Source organism: Terrabacter sp. GCM10028922 (assembly GCF_042666095.1).
Taxonomy (GTDB): Bacteria; Actinomycetota; Actinomycetes; order Actinomycetales; family Dermatophilaceae; genus Terrabacter.
Genome location: NZ_JBHTFG010000006.1, coordinates 317,755 through 341,583, shown reverse-complemented (window position 1 = coordinate 341,583; position 23,829 = coordinate 317,755). Strand labels below are relative to the sequence as shown.

The 23,829-nt window shown below is 71.4% G+C and carries 22 protein-coding genes; 9 read left to right on the top strand and 13 right to left on the bottom strand.

Annotated elements, in window-relative coordinates; genetic code table 11:
- Nucleotides 1-33 precede the first annotated feature (33 nt).
- From obgE to ACFQU3_RS06440, 6 genes are all read right to left on the bottom strand, one after another.
- Nucleotides 34-1,626 (bottom strand): GTPase ObgE, encoded by a 1,593-nt coding sequence (gene obgE, locus ACFQU3_RS06465; protein WP_385907892.1) that lies wholly within the window; start codon nucleotides 1,624-1,626, stop codon nucleotides 34-36.
- 131 nt (nucleotides 1,627-1,757) lie between these two features.
- Nucleotides 1,758-2,027, bottom strand: coding sequence for a 50S ribosomal protein L27 (rpmA, locus tag ACFQU3_RS06460; RefSeq protein ID WP_030200289.1), 270 nt, complete (start codon nucleotides 2,025-2,027; stop codon nucleotides 1,758-1,760).
- Nucleotides 2,028-2,074: 47 nt separating this feature from the next.
- Nucleotides 2,075-2,383, bottom strand: coding sequence for a 50S ribosomal protein L21 (gene rplU / locus ACFQU3_RS06455; protein WP_188031777.1), 309 nt, complete (start codon nucleotides 2,381-2,383; stop codon nucleotides 2,075-2,077).
- A gap of 124 nt (nucleotides 2,384-2,507) precedes the next feature.
- Nucleotides 2,508-5,723, bottom strand: a complete 3,216-nt coding sequence (locus tag ACFQU3_RS06450) for an Rne/Rng family ribonuclease (protein ID WP_385907890.1) — start codon at nucleotides 5,721-5,723, stop codon at nucleotides 2,508-2,510.
- A gap of 209 nt (nucleotides 5,724-5,932) precedes the next feature.
- A complete protein-coding gene (locus ACFQU3_RS06445; RefSeq protein WP_385907888.1) occupies nucleotides 5,933-6,706 on the bottom strand; it encodes a TIGR03936 family radical SAM-associated protein in 774 nt (257 codons plus the stop codon).
- A gap of 46 nt (nucleotides 6,707-6,752) precedes the next feature.
- Nucleotides 6,753-7,523: a lysophospholipid acyltransferase family protein gene (locus ACFQU3_RS06440; RefSeq protein ID WP_385907886.1), complete on the bottom strand. Its 771-nt coding sequence runs from the start codon at nucleotides 7,521-7,523 to the stop codon at nucleotides 6,753-6,755.
- 78 nt (nucleotides 7,524-7,601) lie between these two features.
- Here ACFQU3_RS06440 and ACFQU3_RS06435 point away from each other — a divergent pair, with 78 nt between their 5' ends.
- The 7 genes from ACFQU3_RS06435 to ACFQU3_RS06405 all read left to right on the top strand — a co-directional run bounded on the left by ACFQU3_RS06435 (nucleotide 7,602) and on the right by ACFQU3_RS06405 (nucleotide 16,014).
- Nucleotides 7,602-8,825 (top strand): DUF2207 family protein, encoded by a 1,224-nt coding sequence (locus tag ACFQU3_RS06435; RefSeq protein WP_385907885.1) that lies wholly within the window; start codon nucleotides 7,602-7,604, stop codon nucleotides 8,823-8,825.
- 96 nt (nucleotides 8,826-8,921) lie between these two features.
- Nucleotides 8,922-11,588 (top strand): valine--tRNA ligase, encoded by a 2,667-nt coding sequence (gene valS / locus ACFQU3_RS06430; protein ID WP_385907883.1) that lies wholly within the window; start codon nucleotides 8,922-8,924, stop codon nucleotides 11,586-11,588.
- 97 nt (nucleotides 11,589-11,685) lie between these two features.
- Nucleotides 11,686-12,429: a DUF4129 domain-containing protein gene (locus ACFQU3_RS06425; RefSeq protein ID WP_385907881.1), complete on the top strand. Its 744-nt coding sequence runs from the start codon at nucleotides 11,686-11,688 to the stop codon at nucleotides 12,427-12,429.
- The gene (locus tag ACFQU3_RS06420; RefSeq protein WP_385907879.1) at nucleotides 12,426-13,061 is read left to right on the top strand and encodes a hypothetical protein; all 636 of its coding nucleotides are present in this window, start codon (nucleotides 12,426-12,428) and stop codon (nucleotides 13,059-13,061) included. Before ACFQU3_RS06425 ends, ACFQU3_RS06420 begins: the two co-directional genes overlap by 4 nt.
- 4 nt (nucleotides 13,062-13,065) lie before the next feature.
- A complete protein-coding gene (locus ACFQU3_RS06415) occupies nucleotides 13,066-14,055 on the top strand; it encodes an AAA family ATPase (protein ID WP_385907877.1) in 990 nt (329 codons plus the stop codon).
- A gap of 5 nt (nucleotides 14,056-14,060) precedes the next feature.
- Nucleotides 14,061-15,374 carry a DUF58 domain-containing protein gene (locus ACFQU3_RS06410; protein WP_385907875.1) on the top strand — a complete coding sequence of 438 codons (1,314 nt, stop codon included), beginning with the start codon at nucleotides 14,061-14,063 and terminating at the stop codon, nucleotides 15,372-15,374.
- A 13-nt stretch (nucleotides 15,375-15,387) separates the two neighbouring features.
- A complete protein-coding gene (locus ACFQU3_RS06405) occupies nucleotides 15,388-16,014 on the top strand; it encodes a hypothetical protein (RefSeq protein WP_385907873.1) in 627 nt (208 codons plus the stop codon).
- 10 nt (nucleotides 16,015-16,024) lie between these two features.
- On the opposite strand, the gene ACFQU3_RS06400 is transcribed toward ACFQU3_RS06405, so the two are convergent.
- Both ACFQU3_RS06400 and ACFQU3_RS06395 read right to left on the bottom strand, forming a co-directional pair.
- Nucleotides 16,025-16,207: a hypothetical protein gene (locus ACFQU3_RS06400; RefSeq protein ID WP_385907872.1), complete on the bottom strand. Its 183-nt coding sequence runs from the start codon at nucleotides 16,205-16,207 to the stop codon at nucleotides 16,025-16,027.
- A gap of 86 nt (nucleotides 16,208-16,293) precedes the next feature.
- The gene (locus ACFQU3_RS06395) at nucleotides 16,294-17,061 is read right to left on the bottom strand and encodes a tetratricopeptide repeat protein (protein WP_385907870.1); all 768 of its coding nucleotides are present in this window, start codon (nucleotides 17,059-17,061) and stop codon (nucleotides 16,294-16,296) included.
- 153 nt (nucleotides 17,062-17,214) lie between these two features.
- On the opposite strand from ACFQU3_RS06395, the gene ACFQU3_RS06390 reads away from it, so the two are divergent.
- Together ACFQU3_RS06390 and ACFQU3_RS06385 are read left to right on the top strand one after the other, a co-directional pair.
- Nucleotides 17,215-17,856 carry a TetR/AcrR family transcriptional regulator C-terminal ligand-binding domain-containing protein gene (locus tag ACFQU3_RS06390; RefSeq protein WP_385907868.1) on the top strand — a complete coding sequence of 214 codons (642 nt, stop codon included), beginning with the start codon at nucleotides 17,215-17,217 and terminating at the stop codon, nucleotides 17,854-17,856.
- Between the two features lie 72 nt (nucleotides 17,857-17,928).
- Nucleotides 17,929-19,476: a DHA2 family efflux MFS transporter permease subunit gene (locus ACFQU3_RS06385; RefSeq protein WP_385907866.1), complete on the top strand. Its 1,548-nt coding sequence runs from the start codon at nucleotides 17,929-17,931 to the stop codon at nucleotides 19,474-19,476.
- 117 nt (nucleotides 19,477-19,593) lie between these two features.
- Here ACFQU3_RS06385 and ACFQU3_RS06380 read toward each other — a convergent pair whose 3' ends face one another.
- From ACFQU3_RS06380 to ACFQU3_RS06360, 5 genes are all read right to left on the bottom strand, one after another.
- Nucleotides 19,594-20,232, bottom strand: coding sequence for a hypothetical protein (locus tag ACFQU3_RS06380; RefSeq protein WP_385907864.1), 639 nt, complete (start codon nucleotides 20,230-20,232; stop codon nucleotides 19,594-19,596).
- A 46-nt stretch (nucleotides 20,233-20,278) separates the two neighbouring features.
- Nucleotides 20,279-21,556, bottom strand: a complete 1,278-nt coding sequence (gene clpX / locus ACFQU3_RS06375; RefSeq protein ID WP_385907862.1) for an ATP-dependent Clp protease ATP-binding subunit ClpX — start codon at nucleotides 21,554-21,556, stop codon at nucleotides 20,279-20,281.
- Nucleotides 21,557-21,705: 149 nt separating this feature from the next.
- Nucleotides 21,706-22,368 (bottom strand): hypothetical protein, encoded by a 663-nt coding sequence (locus tag ACFQU3_RS06370; RefSeq protein WP_385907860.1) that lies wholly within the window; start codon nucleotides 22,366-22,368, stop codon nucleotides 21,706-21,708.
- 133 nt (nucleotides 22,369-22,501) lie between these two features.
- Nucleotides 22,502-23,425: a DUF559 domain-containing protein gene (locus ACFQU3_RS06365; protein ID WP_385907858.1), complete on the bottom strand. Its 924-nt coding sequence runs from the start codon at nucleotides 23,423-23,425 to the stop codon at nucleotides 22,502-22,504.
- 149 nt (nucleotides 23,426-23,574) lie between these two features.
- Nucleotides 23,575-23,829, bottom strand: coding sequence for an acyl-CoA-binding protein (locus ACFQU3_RS06360; protein ID WP_385907856.1), 255 nt, complete (start codon nucleotides 23,827-23,829; stop codon nucleotides 23,575-23,577).

Here is a 23,829-nt window from a genome sequence, read left to right as displayed (position 1 = left end):
AAGCGCCCACTCGACGGTGGAGACAAGGATGGGTCAGGCGTCGTCGGACGTCGTGTCGGCCTTCGTGTCGGACGTCATGTCGGACTTCGCGTCTGACTTCGTGTCGGGCTCGGTGTCGCCGTCGCGCAGCTGCCAGAGGCCGGCGCGCCGCTCGGCCTCGAGCTCCTCCTGCGTTGCGGCCCGAGCTGCGTAGCGGTCGCGCTGCGCCTCGCGCTTCTCGTCGCGCGTCGGACGGGAGGCCTCCGACAGGCGCAGGTCGGTGCCGCGCGAGCCGAGCAGCTCTGCGCCGGCCTGCAGCGTGGGTTCCCAGTCGAAGACGACGGCGTCGTCGGTGGCGCCGATCACGACGGTGTCGCCCGCCACGGCGCCGACCTTGTAGAGCTCCTGCTCGACACCGAGACGGCCCAGACGGTCGGCGAGGTAGCCGACGGCCTCGTCGTTGCTGAAGTCGGTCTGGCGCACCCAGCGGATCGGACGGTCCCCTGTGACGCGGTAGAAGACCCCGTCGGGGCCGTTCTCCTTCGTGACCGTGAAGCCCCGGTCGTCGACCGAGCGCGGCCGCAGGACCACGCGCTTGGGCAGGACCTCCCCGACCTCCTTGCGGGCGGCCTCCACGTGGCGGGCCATCGCGAAGCTCAGCTCGCGCAGGCCCAGGTGAGCGACGGCCGAGACGACGAAGACCTCGAGGCCGCGCGCCTCCAGGTCGGGCCTGACCATCTCGGCCAGCTCGCGCGCCTCGGGGACGTCGGCCTTGTTGAGCACGACGATGCGCGTGCGCTCGGACAGGGGCCGGCCGCCGAGGTCGGCGTCGGGCACGTAGAGCGAGAGCTCGTTCTCGATGACGTCGAGGTCGGTCATCGGGTCGCGACCGGGTTCGAGCGTCGCGCAGTCGATGACGTGGACGAGCACCGAGCAGCGCTCGACGTGGCGCAGGAACTCGAGGCCGAGCCCCTTGCCCTCGTGAGCACCCGGGATGAGGCCGGGCACGTCGGCGACGGTGAACCGGCTGGACCCGGCCGTGACGACGCCGAGGTTGGGCACGAGAGTCGTGAACGGGTAGTCGGCGATCTTCGGCCTGGCCGCCGACAGCACCGACACGAGCGAGGACTTGCCGGCGCTCGGGAAGCCGATGAGCGCGACGTCGGCGAGCGACTTGAGCTCGAGGACGACGTCGATCTCCTCTCCCGGCTCCCCGAGGAGCGCGAAGCCCGGAGCCTTGCGACGGGCGCTCGCGAGGGCCTTGTTGCCGAGGCCACCACGACCGCCGGCGGCGATGACGTGCTCGCTGCCCATGCCGACGAGGTCGACGATGATGTGGCCGGAGGAGTCCTTGACCACGGTGCCCTCGGGCACCAGCAGCACGAGGTCGTCGCCGTCGGCGCCGTTGCGCTCGTCACCGGCACCGGGCGCGCCGTTGCCGGCCTTGCGGTGCGGGTGGCGGTGGTAGTCGAGCAGCGTCGTCGACGAGGGGTCGACGCGGAGGATGACCGAGCCACCGCGCCCGCCGTTGCCGCCGTCGGGCCCGCCGAGCGGCTTGAACTTCTCACGCTTGACGGAGGCGACGCCGTGCCCGCCCGCGCCGGCGCTGAGGTGCAGCACGACACGGTCGACGAAGGTCACTGCCATGGGAGGTCACTCTTCCAGATGAGGGTGGGCGGACGGCATACGCCGGCTGGCGAATGCCGTGCGCCCGGGAAAGGCGGAAGGGCGGGCCCCGCGGGCCCGCCCTTCCGGTACATCAGTGGTGATCGAGGCGATCACTCAGCGGCAGCGGTCTCCGGCTGCTCGATGTTGACCGTCTTGCGGCCACGCTTGGTGCCGAACTTGACCGCGCCGGCCACGAGGGCGAACAGCGTGTCGTCGCCACCGCGGCCGACACCCTCACCCGGGTGGAAGTGCGTGCCGCGCTGACGGACGAGGATCTCGCCCGCGTTGACCTTCTGGCCGCCGAAGCGCTTGACGCCGAGGAACTGTGCGTTCGAGTCGCGACCGTTGCGGGTCGAGGACGCACCCTTCTTGTGTGCCATGTCAGTAACTCCTTGGGAAGTCTGTGCCGAGCCGGGTCAGGCGTCGATCACGCGTTGATTTCGGTGATCTTCACCTGGGTCAGCGGCTGACGGTGGCCCTGACGCTTGCGGTAGCCGGTCTTGTTCTTGTACTTCATGATGACGATCTTGGGGCCCTTGGCGGCCTTGACCACCTCGGCCTTGACCGAGACCTTCGACAGCTTGTCGGCGTCGGACGTGACGGTGGTCCCGTCCACGAGGAGCAGCGGCGTGAGCTCAATGGCATCGCCGGGCTGACCCGTCACCTTGTCGACGAGCAGGACATCGCCCACCGACACCTTCTCCTGGCGACCGCCAGCGCGAACAATCGCGTACACAGTGAAACTCACTCTCTCATCAGGGTTGGGAACGCCACTTTCGGCACCGGCCCGTCAACACGGGCCCGGTGGGCGCACCAAGGAAGAAGATTACCGGCTGGAGAGGTCCAGCTCCAAACCGAGGTCAGGCGCTGCCGACGCCGGTGTGGTCGCCTGCCGGCTCGCCACCGGAGTGCGCGGTGGCACGCGGTGGCCCCGCAGGCGCGACGACGCGTCCACGCCGGCGGCGTCCGCGAGCTGCGGGCTGCACCTCGACGGCCGCCTCGATCGGCGTGGGGCCATCGGACGCGACGGTCACCTCGACCGCGGTGGCGCCCGCGGTGGCGCCACCCTCGTCGGTGGTGTCGGTGGTGTCGGTGACGTCGGACTCGAGCTCGACGTGCGCGCCGCCCTCGGTGCCCTGCGCGTCGTCGCCCGGTCCCGCCTCGTGCGCGTCGTCGCCGGCCCATGGGCCGTCGTCCTGCGGGAATGACTGCTCGCGCTGCTCCGTGTGCTCCCTGTGCTCCGCCTGCTCGGCCTCGGGCGTCTCCCGGGGCGCCTGCTCGGGCGAGGTGTGGGCCGATGCCTGCACCTCTGCGACGGCCTCGGCCGCCGCCTCACCCGCCGGCTGGCCGGAGGCGCTCTTGAGCGCCGCGGCGTGTGCCGCAGCCGCGATCTGGGCCGCCGTCGGGCCGCTGCTCTTCGGTTCGACCGGGGCCGAGGCCGCTGGGTGCTGGGACTGCTGGGACTGCTGGGACTGCTGGCCGGACTGCTGGTTGCCGGCGCCGCCCTGGCTGCCACCCCGGCCGCGACGTCGGCTGCCGGCCGCACCGTCACCCTGGTTCTGGTTCTGGTTCTGGTCCTGAGGGTTGGCACCGCGGTCGACGGGGTCGGCGTGGATGATGAAGCCGCGCCCGTTGCAGTGGTCACACGTCTCGGAGAAGACCTCGATGAGGCCCGAGCCGACTCGCTTTCGGGTCATCTGGACGAGGCCGAGCGAGGTGACCTCGGCGACCTGGTGCTTCGTGCGGTCACGGCCGAGGCACTCGAGCAGTCGGCGCACCACGAGGTCGCGGTTGCTCTCGAGGACCATGTCGATGAAGTCGATGACGATGATGCCGCCGATGTCGCGCAGCCGGAGCTGTCGCACGATCTCCTCGGCTGCCTCGATGTTGTTCTTGGTGACCGTCTCCTCGAGGTTGCCTCCCGAGCCGACGAACTTGCCGGTGTTGACGTCGACGACGGTCATCGCCTCGGTGCGGTCGATGACGAGGGAGCCACCGGACGGCAGCCAGACCTTGCGGTCCATCGCCTTGGCGAGCTGCTCGTCGACGCGGTGGTGCGTGAAGAGGTCCTCGGCACCGGTCCACTTGGAGACGCGGTCCGCGAGGTCCGGGGCGACGGACGCGATGTACGGGTGGATCTCGTTCCAGGCCTGGTCACCGGCGACGACGAGCTGCTTGAAGTCCTCGTTGAAGACGTCGCGGATGACACGGACCGTGAGGTCGGGCTCGCCATGGAGCAGCATCGGCGCCTGTCCGCCGGCCACGGAGCCGGTGCCGCCGTTCTTCTTCTTGCCCTTGCTCTTGCCCGCCCGCGGCGTCGACGCCGCCTCGGCCTTGGCCTGGATGTCCTCCCAGGTACGCGTGAGGCGCTCGACGTCGGCGCGCAGCTCCTCCTCGCTCGCCCCCTCCGCGGCAGTGCGGACGATGACGCCCGCGGAGTCCGGCACGACCTCACGCAGGATCTTCTTGAGGCGGGCGCGCTCGGTGTCGGGCAGCTTGCGGCTGATGCCGGTCATCGAGGAGTTCGGCACGTAGACGAGGTAGCGGCCCGGCAGCGAGATCTGGGACGTCAGGCGCGCGCCCTTGTGTCCGATGGGGTCCTTCGTGACCTGCACGAGGACGGTCTGGCCGGAGCTGAGGGCGTTCTCGATGCGCTTGGGCTGGTTGGCCTCCAGGCCGGCGGCGTCCCAGTTGACCTCACCGGCGTAGAGCACGGCGTTGCGGCCCTTGCCGATGTCGACGAACGCCGCCTCCATCGAGGGCAGGACGTTCTGCACGCGGCCGAGGTAGATGTTGCCGGCCATCGAGACGTTCGTGGCCTGGTCGATGTAGTGCTCGACCAGGACGCCGTCCTCGAGCACACCCATCTGGGTGCGGCCGTCCTTGTTGCGCACGACCATGACGCGGTCGACGGCCTCGCGGCGGGCGAGGAACTCGGCCTCGGTGATGATGGTGCGCCGACGTCCGGCCTCGCGCCCCTCGCGGCGGCGCTGCTTCTTGGCCTCGAGCCGGGTCGAGCCCTTGACCGCGACCGGCTCGTCGCTCTGGCTGCGCGGCTGGCGGACGCGGGTCGACACGTTGGGGCTGTCGTCGCCCGAGTCGGCGGACGAGCCTGCCCTCCGGCGCCGCCGGCGACGGCGGCTGGTGCCGCCCTCGTCGTCGGTGTCCTGCTCCGCCTCGTCGGTGTCGGCGTCGGACGCCTCGCCGCGGTCGCGGTCCTCGCCGTCCTCTCGCTCCTCGCCGGCGTCGCTCGCGTCGGTGTCGCTCTCCGGCCCCTGGTCCTGGGTGTCGTCGTCGGAGGCGCGGCCGCGGCGGCCCTTGCCACCACGGCGGCGGCGCGAGCGGCGCGGAGCGCCCTCGTCCTCTGGCTGCTCGTCGGACGAGGCGGACTCCTCGTCGGCCTCCGCCGTGGGCTCCTCGTCGAGCTCAGCGATCGGCTGCTCGACCGCGGGAGCGGGGGCGCCTCGACGACGCCGCGTGGGCGTCGCCTGGCTCGCGTCGGGTGCCTGGAAGAGCACGCTGAAGCTGGGGACGACGGCGGCGGGGCGCTCGTCGAGCCGGTCGAGCTCGTCGAGGGAGTGGGCATCCGCATCGCTGCTGGTCACGGAGTCGTCATCGAGGTCGACCATCGCGTCGACGTCGACGAGGGCGTCAGCCGTGGTGTCGTGGGCGGGCTCGAGAGCACCGTCGTCTGCGGGCTGCACCTCGGCGACGAGCTCCTCGACCGCGGCTGCGGCCCGGTCGGCCTTGGTGCGTGAGCGGCGCTTCGCCGGGGTCGCGGGCGCCTCGTCGGCCTCCGCCTTCTTGCGCGCGGCCCGCTTGCGGGCCGGCCGCTTGATGGGCTCGCCCGCGTCGGCGGTCTCGACCTCGGCCGGTGCAGCATCGGCCGGCGCGCCGGTGTCGTTGCCGGCCAGAGCTGGATCGGTGGTCGGGTCGGTGGTCGGCGCGGCGGCCTTCTTGCTCGTGCGGCGCGTGGTGCGGCGCCGTGGAGCCGGTGCCGCGTCGGTGGCCTCGGCGGCGAACAGCGTGGCGTCGTCGGCGCCGGTGTCGGTGGAGCTGGTGTCGTTGGTTGCCATCAGGCAGCCTCCCGTCAGGTGCGGTGTGACCCACACGCGGCCGGGGCCGTCGACACCGCACGAGTGCGGTTGCAGTCGTCGCGCCGCATGTGCGACGGGACGGAAGTCGTCTCGCTACACCCGAAAACGGTTCGCGCTGGGCGCGGCCCCGTGATCGAATGCCGTCGACGTTCTTGTCGGCAGCCGCTTCGCCGTCGTGACCTGGCAGGTCACTCCAACGGGTCGGTCACCCTCGCGGTTGCGGTGTCGAGCGGTCCCTGCGCCAGACGCGTCACCAGAGGTGAACGCGGAGGCTGCAGGTCGGCGATCTCACGCAGCGCGGTCAGAATGTCGTCGGGGCGTACAGCAGGTGTGGTGTGCCGCACGACCATGCGCAGTATCGCACAGTCGGGCCCCACCGCGTGAGTCGCCACGGTGTCGGCGAGCGCATCCGAGGGGGTCAGCACGCGGGCCGACACGATGGAGCCACGCACGTCGAAGGTGCGCGGACCCGACTTCGTCAGGCGTGTCACCTCGGCGGTGTCGCGCGACAACAGGGCCTCCACGGCCGCCTGAAGCACCTCGATGGGCAGGCCCTGGAACTCGAGGACCCAGTCGCTCGCCTCGAGCCGGTCCGCCAGCGCGCCGGGCGCCGCCTCGACCACCTGGAGGATGTCGATCCCCTCGGGCAGGGCCTCGTCGAGCGCGGCCCGGACCGACTCAGGCTCGACGCGCTGGGTCACCGAGATCTCGAAGTACTCGGCCTCGCTCGCCGTGCCCGTGGCGGCGGCGTTCGCGTAGCTGATCTTGGGGTGAGGGTGGAAGCCCGCCGAGAACGCCATCGGCACGTCGGCACGCCGCAGCGCGCGCTCGAGGGCGCGCTGGAAGTCTCGGCTGGAGGTGAAGCGGAGCCGCCCCCGCTTCGTGTAGCGGATCCGGAGCTTCTGGACCGCGGGGTCCGGCGCCGGACCCTCGGGGACGCGCTGACGTGCCTGACGAGCCATGCCCGGAAGGCTACCGGCGTGCCGCGGCGGCCCCGACCGGCCAGGTCTAGGAGGAGAAGCCGCGTCGCTCGTCCGCCCTGCGCTGGCGCTGGGCCGCGTCTGCCTCGTCGAGACGGGTGGCCTCGGCCAGGGTCGGGGCGGTGCCGCCCATGCTCGCCGGGAGGTACTTGAGGTCGGGACCGGTCAGGGGTTCGTAGGCGGCCCGCGCGATCTGCAGCAGGTCGGCCATGACGGACTTGTACTGCGCGGTGACGGCCTCCGGGTCCGCGTCGCCGGCAACGGGGATCGGCTCTCCGACGGCGATGACGATCGGCACACCCGTGCGGCCCAGACGCTTCGGGTGCCCCTTGGTCCAGACCCGCTGCGACCCCCAGATGACGACGGGCAGGATCGGCACGCCGGCCTCGGCGGCCATCCGCGCGGCGCCGGTCTTGAACTCCTTGAGCTCGAAGGACCGGGAGATCGTGGCCTCCGGGAACACGCCCACGATCTCGCCGGCCCTGAGCGCCTTCACCGCAGCTGTGTACGACGTGGAGCCCGCGGTCCGGTCGACCGCGATGTGCTTCATGCCGCGCATGAGGGGGCCGCTGACCGGGTGCGAGAAGACGCCGTCCTTGGCCATGAACCGCACGAGGCGGCCGGACTTCTGCGCCGCGAGGCCTGCGTAGGCGAAGTCGAAGTAGCCCGTGTGGTTCACCGTCATCACGGCGCCCCCGGTGCGGGGGACGTTGTCCTCGCCGAGGATGGTGAACTTCAGGCCTTGCATCGCGAACAGCCCGCGGGCAAAGCCGATGACGGACGAGTAGACGGGCTCCATGGGGACACTCTGCCCTGCGCCGCTACGCTTCGGCACGCCGATGGGGCATCGGACGAGTCACACGAACAGGGGACGACCGTGACCACCAGCATGGGGTATGCCGTCGCGCCGGCTCTCGTGGACCGCGACACCCTCGTCGGCGCATCCGTCCTCGGGCTCGTGCCAGTGCTGCTCGCGGGCGTCGTCGTCCTCGTCAAGTGGTGGCGCGGGCGCGACGAGATGTTCGACGCGGTGACCCCTGGCCTGCTGCCCGACGACCCCGCGAGCGCCGCGCGCCACCGCGTACGGGGTGGCGAGTGGTCGGGCACCGTCGCGCCGGCCTTCGCTCCCCCGCGTGACGTGCGCCCTGGCGTCGTGGGCACGGTCGTCGACGGCGTCGCGCACGCCCACGACGTGAGTGCAACGCTGCTCGATCTCGCCGTACGCGGCTGGCTCCACATCGTCCAGGTGTCGGGGGGCTCCGAGCGCGACTGGGAGCTGCGCCGCACGACCCCGCCACCGGCGGAGGCGCCGACGGCCTTCGAGCGGCTCCTGCTCGACCGTCTCTTCGAGGGCCGCGACCGGGTGCGCCTGTCGGCCCTCAAGGGATCCTTCGCGATGACGATGCGCGAGGCCCAGATCGGTCTCTACCGGGAGGTCGTCGACCGAGGGTGGTACGCCCGTCACCCCCGGGCCCGCAACGGCCGGACCCGCGCGATCGGCCTGCTCGTGCTCGTGCCGCTGACGGTCGTCGCCGCGGTCGTCGTCCTGGCCGGGCTCGTCGACGGGCACGACTGGTCCCTGACGCCCGTCCTGGTCGGGCTCGTCGCCGCGCTCGTCGTGCTCGCCCGCTGGGGCGGGGCGCGCACGCCTCGCACGGCCGAGGGCACGGCGCTGCGCATCCAGGCCCTCGGCTTCCGCGAGTACCTCGCGACGGCGGAGGCCGACCGGCTGCGCTTCGAGGAGAAGCGGGCCCTGCTCAGCAGCTACCTGCCGTATGCCGTCGCGTTCGGTCTGACGGCCCACTTCGCCGCGCTGCTGCGCGACCTCGCGAACGACAGCCACTGGACCGACTACGTGGACGGGCTCTCGTGGTACGACTTCGGCGGCTGGGGCAGTGACGGTGGTGACCTCTCGCTCGGCGACGCCCTGGTCGACATCGGGGACACGACGACCGGGCTTGCCGACGTCGGCGACGTGTTCGACGGTGTGGAGGGCTTCACCGACGCGACCGACTCGCTCTTCTCGTTCGAGGGGCTGTCCGGCTGCGGAACCGGCTTCGACGGCTGCGACGGCTGCGACCTGCCCGGTTGCGACCTCTGAGCGGGCCCGTCGCCCGGCCACCCGGCATACGTCCGCTTGGCTCGCACGGTGAAAGACGGTCGAGGACACCCCTGCGCCCATGGAAGGATTGACCGCATGACTGACGCACCTGCACGCACGACCTCGCGGATCCCCGAGCGCCCGACGCTCGAAGGCCTCGAGGAGAAGTGGATGCAGGTATGGAAGGACGAGCGCACCTACGCCTTCGACCGTGAGAAGGCGCTGTCCCTGCCTCGCGAGCAGGTCTTCGCCATCGACACGCCTCCGCCGACCGCCAGCGGGTCGCTCCACGTCGGCCACGTGTTCTCCTACACGCACACGGACTGCATGGCCCGCTACAAGCGGATGCAGGGGTTCGAGGTGTTCTACCCGATCGGCTGGGACGACAACGGCCTGCCGACCGAGCGCCGCGTGCAGAACTACTACGGCGTGCGCGGCGACGCCACGCTCCCCTACGTCGAGGGCTACGAGCCGCCCTTCACCGAAGGTGTCGACGCGAACGGCAAGGCGATCAAGGCGGCCGACCAGCAGCCGATCAGCCGCAAGAACTTCATCGAGCTGTGCGACATCCTCACGGTCAAGGACGAGGTGACCTTCGAGTCGCTCTTCCGCCGCCTCGGGTTCTCGCTGGACTGGGGGATCACCTACCGCACCATCGACGAGCGGTCGCGCACTGTCGCGCAGCAGGCGTTCCTGCGCAACCTCGAGCGCGGAGAGGCCTACCAGAGCGAGGCCCCGGGTCTGTGGGACGTGACGTTCCAGACCGCCGTCGCGCAGGCCGAGCTGGAGGCGCGCGACTATCCCGGCGCCTACCACCGGGTCGCGTTCCACCGCCCCGACGGCACCCCGTTGTACATCGAGACCACGCGCCCCGAGCTAATCCCGTCGGTGGTCGCGCTCATCGCGCACCCCGACGACGAGCGCTACCAGCCCCTCTTCGGCACGACCGTCACCTCGCCCCTCTTCGGTGTCGAGGTGCCCGTGGTCGCTCACCGCGCCGCGGAGATGGACAAGGGCGCCGGCATCGCCATGTGCTGCACGTTCGGCGACCTCACCGACGTCATGTGGTGGCGCGAGCTGCAGCTGCCGATGCGTTCGCTCATCACCCGCAACGGGCGCCTCCAGGCGGAGACGCCGGAGTGGATCGCCGGAGGCCCGGGCGAGGCGCTGTACGCCGAGTCGCTCGCGACGAAGACCACCTTCAGCGCGCGTGAGGCCGTCGTGGCGGCCCTGCGCGAGTCCGGCGACCTCGACGGCGAGCCGCAGAAGACCCAGCGCAAGGCGAACTTCTACGAGAAGGGCGACAAGCCGCTCGAGATCGTGACGTCGCGCCAGTGGTACATCCGCAACGGCGGCCGCGAGGCGCAGCTGCGCGGCAAGCTCGTGGGGATGGGCGACGAGGTCGACTTCCACCCGCCCTTCATGCGCTCGCGCTACACGAACTGGGTCGAGGGCCTCAACGGCGACTGGCTGATCTCGCGCCAGCGTTTCTTCGGCGTGCCCTTCCCGGTCTGGTACCCCGTGACCGCCGAGGGCGAGACCGACTACGACCACCCGATCGTGGCACCCGAGGCGGCGCTGCCCGTCGACCCGCAGATCGACGTGCCCGAGGGCTACGACGAGTCCCAGCGCGGTGCGGCCGGTGGCTTCGTGGCCGACCCCGACATCATGGACACGTGGGCGACGTCCTCGCTCACGCCGCAGATCGCCGCCGGGTGGCCGGTGCGCGAGGGCGCTGCCGCCGATGACGACCTCGGTTCCGACGAGGCCCTGTTCACCGCCCTGTTCCCCTACGACCTGCGCCCCCAGGGGCACGACATCATCCGCACCTGGCTCTTCGCCACGGTGACGCGCTCGTACTTCGAGCACGGCACGGCGCCGTGGAGGCACGCCGCGATCAGCGGCTGGATCCTCGACCCCGACCGCAAGAAGATGAGCAAGTCCAAGGGCAACGCCGAGACGCCCGAGGACGTCGTCAAGGCCAACGGCGCCGACGCCGTGCGCTACTGGGCCGCCTCCGGTCGCCTCGGCACCGACGCGGCCTACGACACCGGACAGATGAAGGTCGGCCGGCGCCTCGCCATCAAGGTGCTCAACGCGAGCAAGTTCGCGCTCGGCTTCGGCGACGTCGAGGGCGAGCTGCACGCCGCGGTGACGCACCCCCTCGACCTCGCGATGCTCGCCACGCTCGGGGACGTCGTCGACAAGGCGACGGCCGGCTTCGAGGCCTGGGACTACACCCGCTCGCTCGAGGTCACCGAGACGTTCTTCTGGACGTTCTGCGACGACTACCTCGAGCTCGTGAAGGACCGCGCGTACGGCGGCCAGGGCGACGAGGCCGCTGCGAGCGCGCGCGCCGCCCTGCGCCTCGCGCTCGAGACCCTGCTTCGCCTCCTCGCGCCGTTCATCCCGTACGCCACCGAGGAGGTCTGGTCGTGGTTCGGGGAGGGCTCGGTGCACCGCCAGGCCTGGCCCGTGCGCGACGAGCTCCCGGCCGGTGGCGACGCCGCGGTGCTCACGTCGGTGAGCACCGCACTGGCCGGCGTGCGCAAGGTCAAGTCCGAGGCCAAGGTCGGCATGCGCGCCGAGGTCCGCACGATGACGCTCGTCGCCCCGGCCGCGTCGGTCGAGCACGTGCGCGCGGCCGAGGCCGACCTGCGCGCGAGCGGTCGCATCAGCGAGCTGGCATACGCCGAGGGCGAGACCGTCGAGGTCCGCGATGCCGAGCTCGTCCCCGTCGAGAAGCAGCCCGCCCAGGCCTGACCCGCCCACGAGCACGTCGTCGTCCCGACCTATCGGGACGACAACGATCGGCGCGCATCCCGACCCCCGGAGGCACGGGAGGCATAAGGTCACGCACATGTCGAGACGGGGGGTGCAGGGCACCGTCGTGGGCGGCGCCGTCGTCATGGCGGCGCTCGTCGTGGCGGCGTCGGGCCGGCCCGTGCCGCTGCTCTCGCGCCCCGTCGACGACCGCACGGTCACCCGACTCGAGACCGTGACGTCCGACGTCCCGAGGCCACCGACGGCCACCACCGCGACGAGCGCCCCGCCGCTGCCCTTCGAGCCGTCACCGTTTCTCGTCGCGCTCGTCCAGATCGTCGTCGTGCTCACCGCCATCGTCGTCCTCGTCGTCATCGCGCAGCTGCTCCGGTCGCTCCTTCGGCGGCGGCCGCACCTCGCCCAGCACGAGGAACCCGACTTCGCCGTCCCGCTCGTGCCCTCCGAGCTGCTCGAGGCGGCCCGTGACCGGCTCCGCGACCTCGAGACCGGTGAGCCGCGCAACGCGATCGTCGCCGCATGGCTCGGCCTCGAGACCTCGGCTGCCGCCACCGGGCTGCCCCGGCAGCCGGCCGAGACCTCGACCGAGTACACCGAGCGCGTCATCGGGGTCTGGCCCGTCGACTCCCGGCGGCTCGGCGACCTCGCGACCCTCTACCGTGAGGCTCGCTTCTCGGTCCACGAGCTGGGCGAGGCGCACCGGCGGCGCGCGATCGCCGACCTCCGGGTGCTCGTCGACGACCTCGACCGCGTGGCCGCGCAACAGGCCGTTCAGTCCGAGACGGCCGCGCCCCGGCATCCGCGTCGGGAGGAGGAGGCGTGAGCACCGAGCCGGACGGCATACCTCCTCGGACCCGCCGGGAGGCGCGGGACCGCGCGGCGGCCGCCTCGGGACGCCCGCTGCCTCGCGGAGCGGTCCGCCGCGAGCCGACCCGGCTCGACGCGTTCAGGCGTGCGTTCCTGCCGTGGCGGCGACGGGTCGTGGGTCTCGCGCTCACGTGGGCCGGGGCGTCCCTGTTCATGGCGGCGCTCGGGCTCGCGCCCGACGTGCCCGTCATCCTCGCGATCCTCGTCGCCGGCGCGCTCCTGCTGTGGCACGCCGTCGACCACACGGCGCCGCAGCACCTCACCACGTGGCCCCTCGTCGACGGGGACATCGGCGGGCAGGGGCGCGGCAACGACTTCCGCGTCACCAACCTCGCCGGACGGCTCGAGGCGGCGAACACCCGCGGCGAAGGACGCGAGAGCGTCGTGCACGACCTGCACGTGCAGCTGCAGGTCCTCATCCGCGAACGCCTTCACGCCAGGCACGGCATCATCGCCGAGGAGGAGCCCAGATGGGCCCAGGGCGTCACGCCGCCAGAGCTGTGGGACCTGCTCGTCGGCCTGCCACCACCCGACCTCTACCGCCCGCAGCGCCTCGACCCCATCCTCCGAAGAATCGAGCAGTGGTAACCCCATGACCGAGATGAACCTGGCCCGAGTCAGCGAGCTGAGCAGCGCCGTCCTCGACGAGGTCGACCGTGCGGTCGTCGGCAAGCGCGAGGCCCTGCGCCTCGTCCTGTCCGGCATCCTGGCCGGCGGGCACGTGCTCATGGAGGACTTCCCGGGCCTGGGCAAGACGCTCGCGGCGCGCAGCTTCGCGCAGACCCTCGGGCTCGAGTTCAAGCGCGCGCAGTTCACGCCGGACCTGCTGCCCGGCGACATCACCGGCTCCTTCATCTATGACCAGCGGGCCGGCGAGTTCGAGTTCCGAGCCGGGCCGCTGTTCGCGGGTTTGCTGCTCGCCGACGAGATCAACCGCACGCCGCCGAAGACACAGGCCGCGCTCCTCGAGGCGATGCAGGAGAAGCAGGTGACCGTCGAGGGCCGCACGTTTCAGCTGCCGCGGCCGTTCCATGTTCTAGCGACGGCGAATCCCGTTGAGTACGAAGGCACGTACCCACTTCCCGAGGCGCAGCTCGACCGCTTCCTCATGCGCATCTCGTTCGGCTACCCCACCCTCGACGAGGAGTGGCAGATTCTCTCCAACCGGATGGCGCGGCAGCGCGAGGAGCAGGAGCTCGACCCGGTCGTCGACGCCGACCGGCTGCTCGCGATGCAGGCGGCGATCGAGGCGACCGTCGTCGACGAGTCCGTGGGGCGCTACTGCGTCTCGCTGGCCGCCGCGACCCGCGTCCACGGCGACGTGCTCATGGGCGCCTCTCCACGCGGCGCGCTCGGGCTGTTGCTGTGCGCCCGGGCGTATGCCGTCGTCGACGGCCGCGACTACGTGACCCCGGAGGACGTCAAGGCCGTCGCCGTACCGGTCCTCGCCCACCGCATCACGGTCAAGCCGGAGCTGTGGATGAGCAACGCCACCGGCCGCAGCATCGTGGAGAGCCTCCTGCGCACCGTCGCGACGCCATCGGCGCGCGAGCCGCTCGGCACCGACCCGTCGCTGGGCTGACCGTCGTGCAGACGTGGCGACCGCACGGCACGGCCACCCGCCACCTCGGCGGCTGGGCGTCGACCGCCGCGCACCAGCGCGCGATCCTCCTCGCTGCCGGTGGGGCGATCGTCGCCGTCGCCGGCCGCCGCGCCGACCTGCTCGTCATCGTCGCCCCGCTCGTCACCGCCGCCCTCTGGGGGCACCTGGCCCGCCCACGGGCCGAGGTCACCGGCACCGCCCGGCTGGGCGACACGACGGTGCGCGAAGGGGCCGTCACGGGCCTGCACGTGCGCATCCAGCCGGCCCTGCCCGACGTCCACGGGCTCGTCACCGTGGCCAAGGCACCGTGGATCGAACGCAAGCCGTCGAGCGGCATCGCCGAGCTCGAGGACGGGGCCGCCTCGATCGGCCTGCGCTCCACCCGGTGGGGGCGGCGCCGCGTCGGCACGGTGAGCATCGCGCTCGTCAGCACGTGGGGCGCCTTCCGCGTCGGCCCGGTCGACCTCCCCGACCTCGACACCGCGACCCTCCCGCTGCCGGCGGCGTTCGACGCGAGCGCTCCCACGCCGCATCCACGCGGCATCGTCGGCCTCAACCGGTCGAACCGGCCCGGGTCCGGCTCCGAGTTCCACACGATCCGGCAGTTCCACCCCGGCGACCGGCTCCGCCGCATCCACTGGCCCACCTCGATGCGCACGGGAGCGCTGCACGTGACGTCGACCTTCACCGACGAGGACGCCCACGTCTTCCTCCTCGTCGACTGCTTCAGCGACCTCGGGCCCCGCGAGGGCATCGACGGCCGCCCGACGAGCCTCGACGTCACCGTGCGCGCCGCCGGCGCGGTCAGCGAGCACTTCCTGCGGAGCAACGACCGCCTGACCCTGCGCACGGTCGGGGCCGCGGCCGTACCGACCCTGGGTGTCGGCTCGGGCACCAACCACCTGCGACGGGTCCTCGACACGCTTGCCGCCATCTCGCCCGCGACGGAGCGGCGTGACACCGGCGAGCAAGCGATCCGCGGCGTCGACCCCATGGCCCTGTGCCTCGTGCTGTCGCCGCTCATCGAGACGACGATGGTGACGCTCGCGCACCGGCTCGCGGCGCGCGGCATGACGGTCGTCGTGGTCGACACCTTTCCCGACCACCTCGTCGACGACCCGACGAACGTCTACCAGGCACTCGCCTGGCGTGTCCGGCTCCTGTCCCGCGACGCCGAGGTCCACAGCCTTCGCCTGCGCGGTGTACCAGTGGTCCCGTGGCGGGGCCCCGGCTCACTCGACCAGGTGCTGCGCGACATCGCCCGCAGGGCGTCCGCCCCCCGAATGACGAGGCGGTGACGAGGCGGTGACGATGGACGACGAGACCCGCGAGACCCCCGGTACGGCTCGCCCGGCTCCGCCCGACGGACCCCTGCCACCCGTCACGCTCGCGCCACCGGTGCGCCGCACGGTGCACTTCGGCGCGGGACGGGAGTGGTCCCTGAGCCAGCTCGGAGCCACGGCCGCGGCCGTCGGCGGGGTCGTCGTCTACCTCGCGAGCCTCTCCCTGGCCGTCGGCGGCTTCGACTCCCTGTGGTGGGCGCTCGCAGCGCTGCCCCTCGTCACGATGGCGTGGGCCGGCTCGGCGGCTCCCCTGCTCTACTGGGCGCTGCTGCTCTACGGGTGGTTCACCCTCACGCCCGCCGGGAGCTTCTCGTGGTGGTCCCTGCCGGCCGCGGCCGGACTCGCCGTCGGTCACGCGGCCGCGGCCCTGTCGGCGTCGTCGCCCCCCGCCGGGTCGTTCACGGCGCGGACCGCGAGGCGCTGGGTCCGGCACACGGCGATCGTCTCGGGGACGGCCGTCCCCGTCGCGGTACTCGCCGGGCTGCAGGTGGGCCGTTCCCTCGGGATGGTGCAGGCGGCATACGTCATCGGGCTGGGCGGCGTGGCCGCCGGCCTCTGGCTCGTGCGGACCAACCCGCCCGCCCCGCGCGACTGACGACCGGTACTCACCGACGGCGCGCCCGCGTGCGGACGTAGGCGGCCAGGAGAGTGACGACCACGAAGAAGCCGATGACACCTGCCGCAGCGACCGCGGGCTCGGAATGCTCGACGGGCACGACCGCGAGCAGCACGACCCCTCCCCACGTCGCGACCCAGTAGGAGATCAGCGCCCCACCGCCGCTCGGCATCCGCCGGACCATGCGAAGCCACGCGGACCATCCGCCCGGGACCCGGTGGCCCAGGAGCCGTCGGACCACCCAGGCGTTGAGCGATGTCAGGCCACGAAGACGCCGAACCGAGCCCACGGCTGCACGGCCCGGTCGAGCAGCAGCCCCTCGAGGAACCCGACCGCGATCGTCATCCACCAGGACCGCGCCAGCACCCGGATCAGCAAGGCGTCGTAGTTGCGCCGGACGAGGTCCTGCTGTGGGTCCTCGGCGAGGGCCGCCACGAGATGTCGGCGCCCTGCGGACAGGCGTCCTCGGTTGAGCTCGAAGGCGGCGAGGTTGTTCTTCGCGAGGACATGGAGCGGGTCGATCCGCAACGCCTCCTCGTAGGCCTTCCGCTCCTCTTCGCGGCGACCGACAGCCCCGAGGCACAGCCCGAGGACGTTGTGGGCGTCGGCGGACTGCGGCGCGGCCCGGACGGCCTGGCGGGCGTCAGTCACAGCCTGCTTGCGGTCCTCGTGGCCGCCGAGCCGCAGGATGTTCGCTCGCGTGGCGAAGGGCAGCCAGTGGTGCGGTGCGAGCTCGACGGCAGCGTCGGCCGCGGCCCGAGCCGCGTCGTGCAGTCCACGCTCCGCGCAGAGATCGGCAGCGACGACGTGGTTCCACGCCTCGTCCGGCGCGGAGCGGACGGCCGCCCGTGCTGCAGCGAGAGCGGCGGACCGGTGCCCCTGCGCCCGGAGGGCGAGCGCGAGCTGTCGCAAGGCCCGGTCGTCCCCGTCGTGGGCCGCGAGGTAGTCACGAGCGCGCGACTCGGCCTGCGCCCACCTCCGCAGGCCGAGCAGGTGCTCGATGCGGTCGAGCTCGGTCTCGTCCATGGTTCGGGGTCCTCGGGTCGTGCGAGGAGGGGCTCGGCGGGGACAGCGCGCCAGACAGTACCGGACGGGACGTTTGGCTTTCTGCGGATCGCGGTCTACTCTGGCGATGAAACGAAACAGTTTCGTTTCATCCAGAAGGATCCGAGGTGAGGGATGGGCACGGCGCGAGCGAGCGACACCGTCGGCGATGCCGCACACGTCAGCCGTCCTCGGGTCGCCGGTGACCGCGAGGTCGAGATCCTCGAGGCGGCGATCGAGGTCCTGCGCGAAGCGGGCTACGACCGGCTGACGTTCGACGCGGTCGCCGCAGCCGCGCGCGCCTCCAAGGCGACGCTCTACCGTCGCTGGCCGCACAAGCGCGACCTCGTCATCGACGCCCTCGGCCTCTTCATGAACTGCGCCGCCGAGCAGGACCCCGACACCGGGTCGCTGCGTGGCGACCTGCTCGCCCAGGCCTGCGCCGACGGTGGCCTCGACGACGAGGTCGTCATCGGCACGTGGAGCGCCCTGCTCCCCGTCATCCACCGCGAGGCCGAGCTGGCCAGCGGAATCCACGAGCGGTTCCTGGCCCCCAAGCTCGCGGCCACCCGCTCCATCTTCGAGAACGCCCGAGCGCGGGGCGAGATCGGCGCCGACGCCGACCTCGAGACCCTCCTCATGATCCTTCCGTCCCTGTCGATCCACGAGGCGCTGCTCTCGGGATCACGACCGGGGCCGGACCGCATCGCCGAGTTCGTGGACACCGTCGTCCTCCCGGCGTGCGCCGCCACGCTCACGCCGCCCAGCACCCGCTGAGTGTCCGCCCGAGCGCGACCGCACCCACCACCCCAGTACGTCACGCACGCCTTGCCATCGAGAGGAACACCCATGTCGTCGACCACGGCCCTACAGGTGCACGAGCCCGCGGGCGAGTTCACCTCCCACGACACCCCACCGAAGCGCCTGGGCCTCGCGCTCTTCGTCATCTGCGCCGCCCAGCTCATGATCGTGCTGGACGGCACCATCGTGAACATCGCGCTCCCCCACATCGAGGCCGACCTGGGGTTCAGCCAGGCCAACCTCCAGTGGGTCGTCACGATCTACACGCTCGCCTTCGGTGGCGTGCTGCTCCTCGGCGGCCGCCTCGGTGACCTCTACGGCCGTCGCCGCCTGTTCGTCTGGGGCGTCGCGCTCTTCACGCTCGCCTCCCTCGTGGCCGGCATCGCCCAGAACGAGGCCATGATGCTCGGGGCCCGCGCCCTGCAGGGTCTCGGTGGCGCGCTCGCAGCGCCCAACGCGCTCGCCCTCATCACGACGACCTTCCCCGCGGGCAAGGAGCGCAACCGCGCCATGGGCGTCTTCGCCGCCATGTCGGGCGCCGGTGCCGCGATCGGGCTCATCCTCGGTGGCGCGCTCACCGAGATCGACTGGCGCTGGAACTTCTTCATCAACCTGCCGATCGGTCTGGTCGTCGCCTGGTTCGCACAGCGCATCCTCACCGAGTCCGAGGACGGCCGGGGCTCCCTCGACGTGCCCGGCGCGGTCACCTCGATCGCCGGTCTCTCCTCGCTCGTCTACGGCCTGACGCACGCTGCAAGCACGTCGTGGAGCGACACGACGACGGTCACCTACCTCGCGGTCGGCGTCGCGCTGCTCGTCGCGTTCGTCGTCATCGAGATGCGCACGACGCACCCCCTGCTGCCGATGCGCATCCCCGGCGACCGCACCCGCGGCACGTCCTACTTCGTCATGCTCATCGTCGGCGCCGGCATGTTCGCGATGTTCTACTTCCTCGGCATCTACATCCAGAGCATCCTCGGCTACTCGCCTCTCAAGACGGGTCTCGCGTTCCTGCCGTTCTCCGTCGGCATCGTCGTTGCGGCGCAGGTCGCCTCGCAGCTCATCGCGCGGACCGACCCGCGCTGGATCTCCGGCGCCGGCGCCGGGTTCGCGACGCTCGGCATGTGGGGCTTCACGCACCTGACGCCCCAGAGCACGTATGCCAGTGGCCTGCTTCCGTGGATCGTCGTCCTCGCGTTCGGCCTGGGCCTGATCTTCGTGCCGCTCACGCTGACCGCGGTGCACGGCGTCGCGCACGAGGACTCCTCGGTGGCCTCGGCGGTGCTCAACACCATGCAGCAGGTCGGTGGCACGCTCGGCCTCGCGACCCTGAGCACGATCTTCGTCAACAACCTCAATGACAAGGTTGCGGAGCTGACCGCGAAGCTGCCCCAAGGCGGCCCGGCCCCGACCGAGGAGCAGCTCGCCGCCGCGCAGAAGCTGATCGCCGACGAGGCGTTCGCGTACGGCGCGAGCCGGGCCTACCTCGTCGCGGCCATCATGATCGCGGTCGGCGGCGTCGTCACCCTCGTCGCGCTCAACGTGCGGCACAAGGAGCTGGCCAACGACGGCGCCGAGCCGGTGCACATCGGCTGACCCCCCAACGTCGAGGGGCCAGATCTCGCGGTGTGCGACGAGTCGAAGGGCCACTGTTCGTGACGAACCGTGGCCCTTCGACTCGTCCGGAGTGCAAATCGTGGCCTCTCTCGACGGTCAGGAGGGTGAGTCGTCCCACACCGCCGCCCAGGGCACGTCCCAGCCCCCAACGGCCAGACGGCGCTCGACGAAGGCCTGCCGCGGCAGGTCGATGACCCGTCCGGACGACGGCTCGTAGACGTCGAGCTCCTGGCCGCCAGTCGGCGGCATGACGAGGACGACGTGCCTCGGCAACCACGCGTTGCCGACGTAGAGCAGCGCGGGACGGCCGTCGCGCACCCGCGCGCGGAGGGCGGCATACGTCTGCTCCAACCCCCCGCGGCCGCGGTGGCGGAACCAGGCGACGTCGTAGTCCGCCTCGGGGTCGGCGGCGCCGTACTCAAGCTCGTGCCGGGCACCCCAGGGCGGCGTGCCGAGGGCCCGCGGCCACGGCAGCTGCAGCCGCCGACCGGCGCCGAGGACCGCGTTGGTGCGGGAAGCCACGACCTGCTCATAGGCCGCGAAGCGCTGCGCCTCGGTGCCCGCGTCGGGTACGTCGCCGTCTCGGGCGTCCTTGCGTATGCCGTGCCGGATCCACTGCGCGAAGGCGGGGTTGACGAGCATGCGGGCGATCGTCAGGGACGCGGACCCGCACGTCGTGTGCGTCTGCTGACCGGGCGCGTGGTCACCGGCGCGGAGTCGGAAGGGAGCTGCCACGGGTCAGCCTCCGTTCAGGGGCGCCGGACGCGAGCGGCCTTCAGGGTCAGGCGGATTCCTTGCGCTGGCGCTTCGGCCGGGGCTCGGCCTCGCGGCGCACGATCGTCGGGTTGACGTTGTCGAGGACGACCTCGCGCGTCACGACGACGCGTGCGATCTCGTTGTCGCTCGGCACGTCGAACATGACGGGGAGGAGGACCTCCTCCATGATGGCGCGCAGCCCGCGGGCACCGGTGCCGCGCAGGAGCGCCTGGTCGGCGACCGACTCGATCGCGTCCTCGGTGAACTCGAGCTCGACGCCGTCGATCTCGAACATCTTCTGGTACTGCTTGACGAGCGCGTTGCGCGGCACCGTGAGGATGTTGACGAGCGCCTGCTGGTCGAGCGGTGCGAGCGTCGTGAGCACCGGCAGTCGGCCGATGAACTCCGGGATGAGGCCGAACTTCAGCAGGTCCTCCGGCATGACGTCGGAGAAGCTGTCGGCGAGGTCCTTGGGGTTGTGCAGCGGCTGGCCGAAGCCGAGGCCCTTGCGACCCGAGCGTGACTCGATGATCTTCTCGAGGCCGGCGAAGGCGCCGCCGACGATGAAGAGCACGTTGGTCGTGTCGATCTGGATGAACTCCTGGTGCGGGTGCTTGCGCCCGCCCTGCGGGGGCACCGACGCGGTCGTGCCCTCGAGGATCTTGAGGAGCGCCTGCTGCACGCCCTCACCGGAGACGTCGCGCGTGATCGACGGGTTCTCGCTCTTGCGGGCGATCTTGTCGACCTCGTCGATGTAGATGATGCCGGTCTCGGCCTTCTTGACGTCGTAGTCGGCGGCCTGGATGAGCTTGAGGAGGATGTTCTCGACGTCCTCGCCGACGTAGCCGGCCTCGGTCAGGGCCGTGGCGTCGGCGATGGCGAACGGGACGTTGAGCATCTTCGCGAGGGTCTGTGCGAGGTAGGTCTTGCCCGAGCCGGTCGGACCGATGAGCAGGATGTTGGACTTCGCGATGTCGATGTGCTCGTCGTCGCGCTTGACACCCTCACCGGCCTGGATGCGCTTGTAGTGGTTGTAGACGGCGACCGCGAGCGACTTCTTCGCGACGTCCTGGCCGATGACGTAGTTCTCGAGGAAGTCGAAGATCTCGCGCGGTTTCGGCAGGTGGTCAAGGCCCAGCTCGCTGCTCTCGGCGAGCTCCTCCTCGATGATCTCGTTGCAGAGGTCGATGCACTCGTCGCAGATGTAGACACCGGGGCCGGCGATGAGCTTCTTGACCTGCTTCTGGCTCTTTCCGCAGAAAGAGCACTTGAGGAGGTCTCCGCCTTCTCCGATGCGTGCCACCGATTCGCTCCTGGTTCGTCGGCCCCGAACGCTGGGGTGCGCTCGGCAGACCCCAACCTAGGGGGCCGACTCCTATTAGACGACGCACGGGGCCGCCCCCGCTCGCGCAACGCCGTTTGTCCGCTGATGGCGGACAAACGACGCCGGTGTCACTTGAACGGGGTTCCAGTCGAATCGGGCTCTGCGACGGGGCCATCCGTGCGGGTGCGGCCGCGGTGGCGACCCACAAGCAGGCCGACCAGAACGGCGAGTCCGACACCGCAGATGCACAGCAGGAGCAGGCCCACGAGACCGACGAGCACCATCCCCCACGGCGAGGCCCACCATCCGTCCGAGGGTCCCTGCTCGATCTCAGCGCTGCCGGGCACAGCGCCGCTCACACCTGGCGGTCCACCCGGCCCGGCGGCACCGACCAACGCGGCCGCCTCGGCCGATCCGATGGCGGCAAGGTCCTGGCACCCGCCCGCTCTCAAGCCGGTCCCGTTGACCTCGAGCGCGAAGACGTAGGTGCCTCCTGCGCTGACGTCCTCGTGGGTGTACGTCGTGGCCACGACGTGGGCCGTTCGCGGCGCCTGGCCCTTGTGCACCGACACGACCTCGATCGTCCACGCGACGTCGTACGGAGCGTAGTTCGGAGCCGGGTCGTCGATCTGCGCAAGCCGACCGGTCAGGACGACGTCGGAGTCGGCGACGATCTGCGGCGCATCGCGTCCGGCACACGACGCACTCGCAGGCGGTGTGCTGGAGATGACCGACGCGAGAGCCACCGCGACCAACCGGGCGAGCCGACCGGCCCGACCCCTGTGCCTCATGCTCGCAAAGTACGCCGCTCCTGCGCTGTGCACGTTCGCGACGATCCAGCCGTGGCTGGATCGTTGCGGCCGACCAGCGTCGATCCCCGCAACCATCCAGCCGCGGATGACCTGTCGTGGGACACGCCACGCGTCAGCCGGGTTCGGCGATGTCGTCGGGCAGGCTCGGGAAGTGCTGGCGCCACGCGTCGCGCAGGACTGGCACCGACATCCCGCACTCGCGCATGGCGGCTCGGATGCGATGCAGCGTGCGGGCTGGTCTGCGATGGAGGTCGCGCGCGATGACGACCACGATGCGCCAGCCGTTGGTGTCGAGCCACTCGCGCCGGTCCACGTCGCCCGTCCACTGCTGCTGGGACTCGACGTGCTGCCAGCCGTCGTACTCGATCACCAGACGGTGGTCCGGGTAGCTGAGGTCGAACCGGTAACGAACCTGCCCGTCAGCCCAGTGGATCCTGTGGTTGACGACGGGTTCCGGCAGGCCGGCCAGGACCAGGAGCAGGCGCAACCGGGACTCCATGGCGGAGTCGACCTCGTCCCTGACGAGCCCAGCCGCGCGGCGGGCGAGTCTGGCCCCCGCGCCACGATGGGCCGTCGCCGCAACGACGAGATGCCCCGGCGTCAGCCGCTTCCGCTTGACGAGCGAGTCTCCGAGCACGACCAGGTCCACCAGCCCGAGGTGCGGTGCAAGGTCGAGGAAGGTCTGGACCGGGGTCGTGACCACCAACCCCCGCCACGTCGTCGTGCGTCCCGAGGCGCTCGCCCGGTGGGCCTTGATCCCGTCGACCTGAGGACGGCGGTTCGGACACGCGAGGTGCACGAAGCCGTCGTCCGGCACGACGCCGCCCCAGAGCCGCGCCGCGCTGTGGTGCGAGACCGTCGCACCCGGCGCGACGAGCAGAGCCGCTCGTGCCATGAGCAAGGGCGTCAGGGTCTGCGCTCGGTCGACGTAGACGTCGTGGAACAACCGCCGGAAGGCCGGGGTGCGCAGGTGCCAGTCGGTCACTCCGGGCGGTCGCTGGCAGCGCCGAAACGGAGTCGGCTCCTTCGCAGGCATGCCGTCGATGGTGCTCCGTCCGGCGGACGCACGACCCCCGCCGTCCACAGGCCGCAACCATCCAGCCGCGGGCGGTTCCTCGCGGCCGAACCACCCGCCCGGCCGCACCCATCCAGCCGCGGGCGGTTCCTTGCGGTCAGCGCCTCATGTCAGCCGGCTGCGAGGTCGCGGACGATCGCGACGTACTGCTCCTCTGCGGCCTCGGCCGGCGTGCCGGAGAGCTTGGCCCACGCGTCGTACTTGGCCCGCCCCACCGGGTTGGTGAAGCCGGGCCGGGAGCCGCTGACATCACCTTCGGTCACCTGCTTGAAAAGGCCGTAGAGCCTCAGCTTGACGTCGTTGCCGGGGTCTGTGGTGAGGCCCTTGACCGTCTCGACCGCCTGCTCGAACTCCGCACTCGCCAT

Coding starts and splice junctions, on each gene's coding strand:
- obgE (WP_385907892.1), bottom strand. CDS start 1,626: ATGGCAGTGACCTTCGTCGACCGTGTCGTGCTGCACCTCAGCGCCGGC.
- rpmA (WP_030200289.1), bottom strand. CDS start 2,027: ATGGCACACAAGAAGGGTGCGTCCTCGACCCGCAACGGTCGCGACTCG.
- ACFQU3_RS06450 (WP_385907890.1), bottom strand. CDS start 5,723: ATGGCAACCAACGACACCAGCTCCACCGACACCGGCGCCGACGACGCC.
- ACFQU3_RS06445 (WP_385907888.1), bottom strand. CDS start 6,706: ATGGCTCGTCAGGCACGTCAGCGCGTCCCCGAGGGTCCGGCGCCGGAC.
- ACFQU3_RS06440 (WP_385907886.1), bottom strand. CDS start 7,523: ATGGAGCCCGTCTACTCGTCCGTCATCGGCTTTGCCCGCGGGCTGTTC.
- valS (WP_385907883.1), top strand. CDS start 8,922: ATGACTGACGCACCTGCACGCACGACCTCGCGGATCCCCGAGCGCCCG.
- ACFQU3_RS06425 (WP_385907881.1), top strand. CDS start 11,686: ATGTCGAGACGGGGGGTGCAGGGCACCGTCGTGGGCGGCGCCGTCGTC.
- ACFQU3_RS06415 (WP_385907877.1), top strand. CDS start 13,066: ATGACCGAGATGAACCTGGCCCGAGTCAGCGAGCTGAGCAGCGCCGTC.
- ACFQU3_RS06405 (WP_385907873.1), top strand. CDS start 15,388: ATGGACGACGAGACCCGCGAGACCCCCGGTACGGCTCGCCCGGCTCCG.
- ACFQU3_RS06400 (WP_385907872.1), bottom strand. CDS start 16,207: ATGCCGAGCGGCGGTGGGGCGCTGATCTCCTACTGGGTCGCGACGTGG.
- ACFQU3_RS06395 (WP_385907870.1), bottom strand. CDS start 17,061: ATGGACGAGACCGAGCTCGACCGCATCGAGCACCTGCTCGGCCTGCGG.
- ACFQU3_RS06390 (WP_385907868.1), top strand. CDS start 17,215: ATGGGCACGGCGCGAGCGAGCGACACCGTCGGCGATGCCGCACACGTC.
- ACFQU3_RS06385 (WP_385907866.1), top strand. CDS start 17,929: ATGTCGTCGACCACGGCCCTACAGGTGCACGAGCCCGCGGGCGAGTTC.
- ACFQU3_RS06370 (WP_385907860.1), bottom strand. CDS start 22,368: ATGAGGCACAGGGGTCGGGCCGGTCGGCTCGCCCGGTTGGTCGCGGTG.
- ACFQU3_RS06365 (WP_385907858.1), bottom strand. CDS start 23,425: ATGCCTGCGAAGGAGCCGACTCCGTTTCGGCGCTGCCAGCGACCGCCC.
- ACFQU3_RS06360 (WP_385907856.1), bottom strand. CDS start 23,829: ATGGCGAGTGCGGAGTTCGAGCAGGCGGTCGAGACGGTCAAGGGCCTC.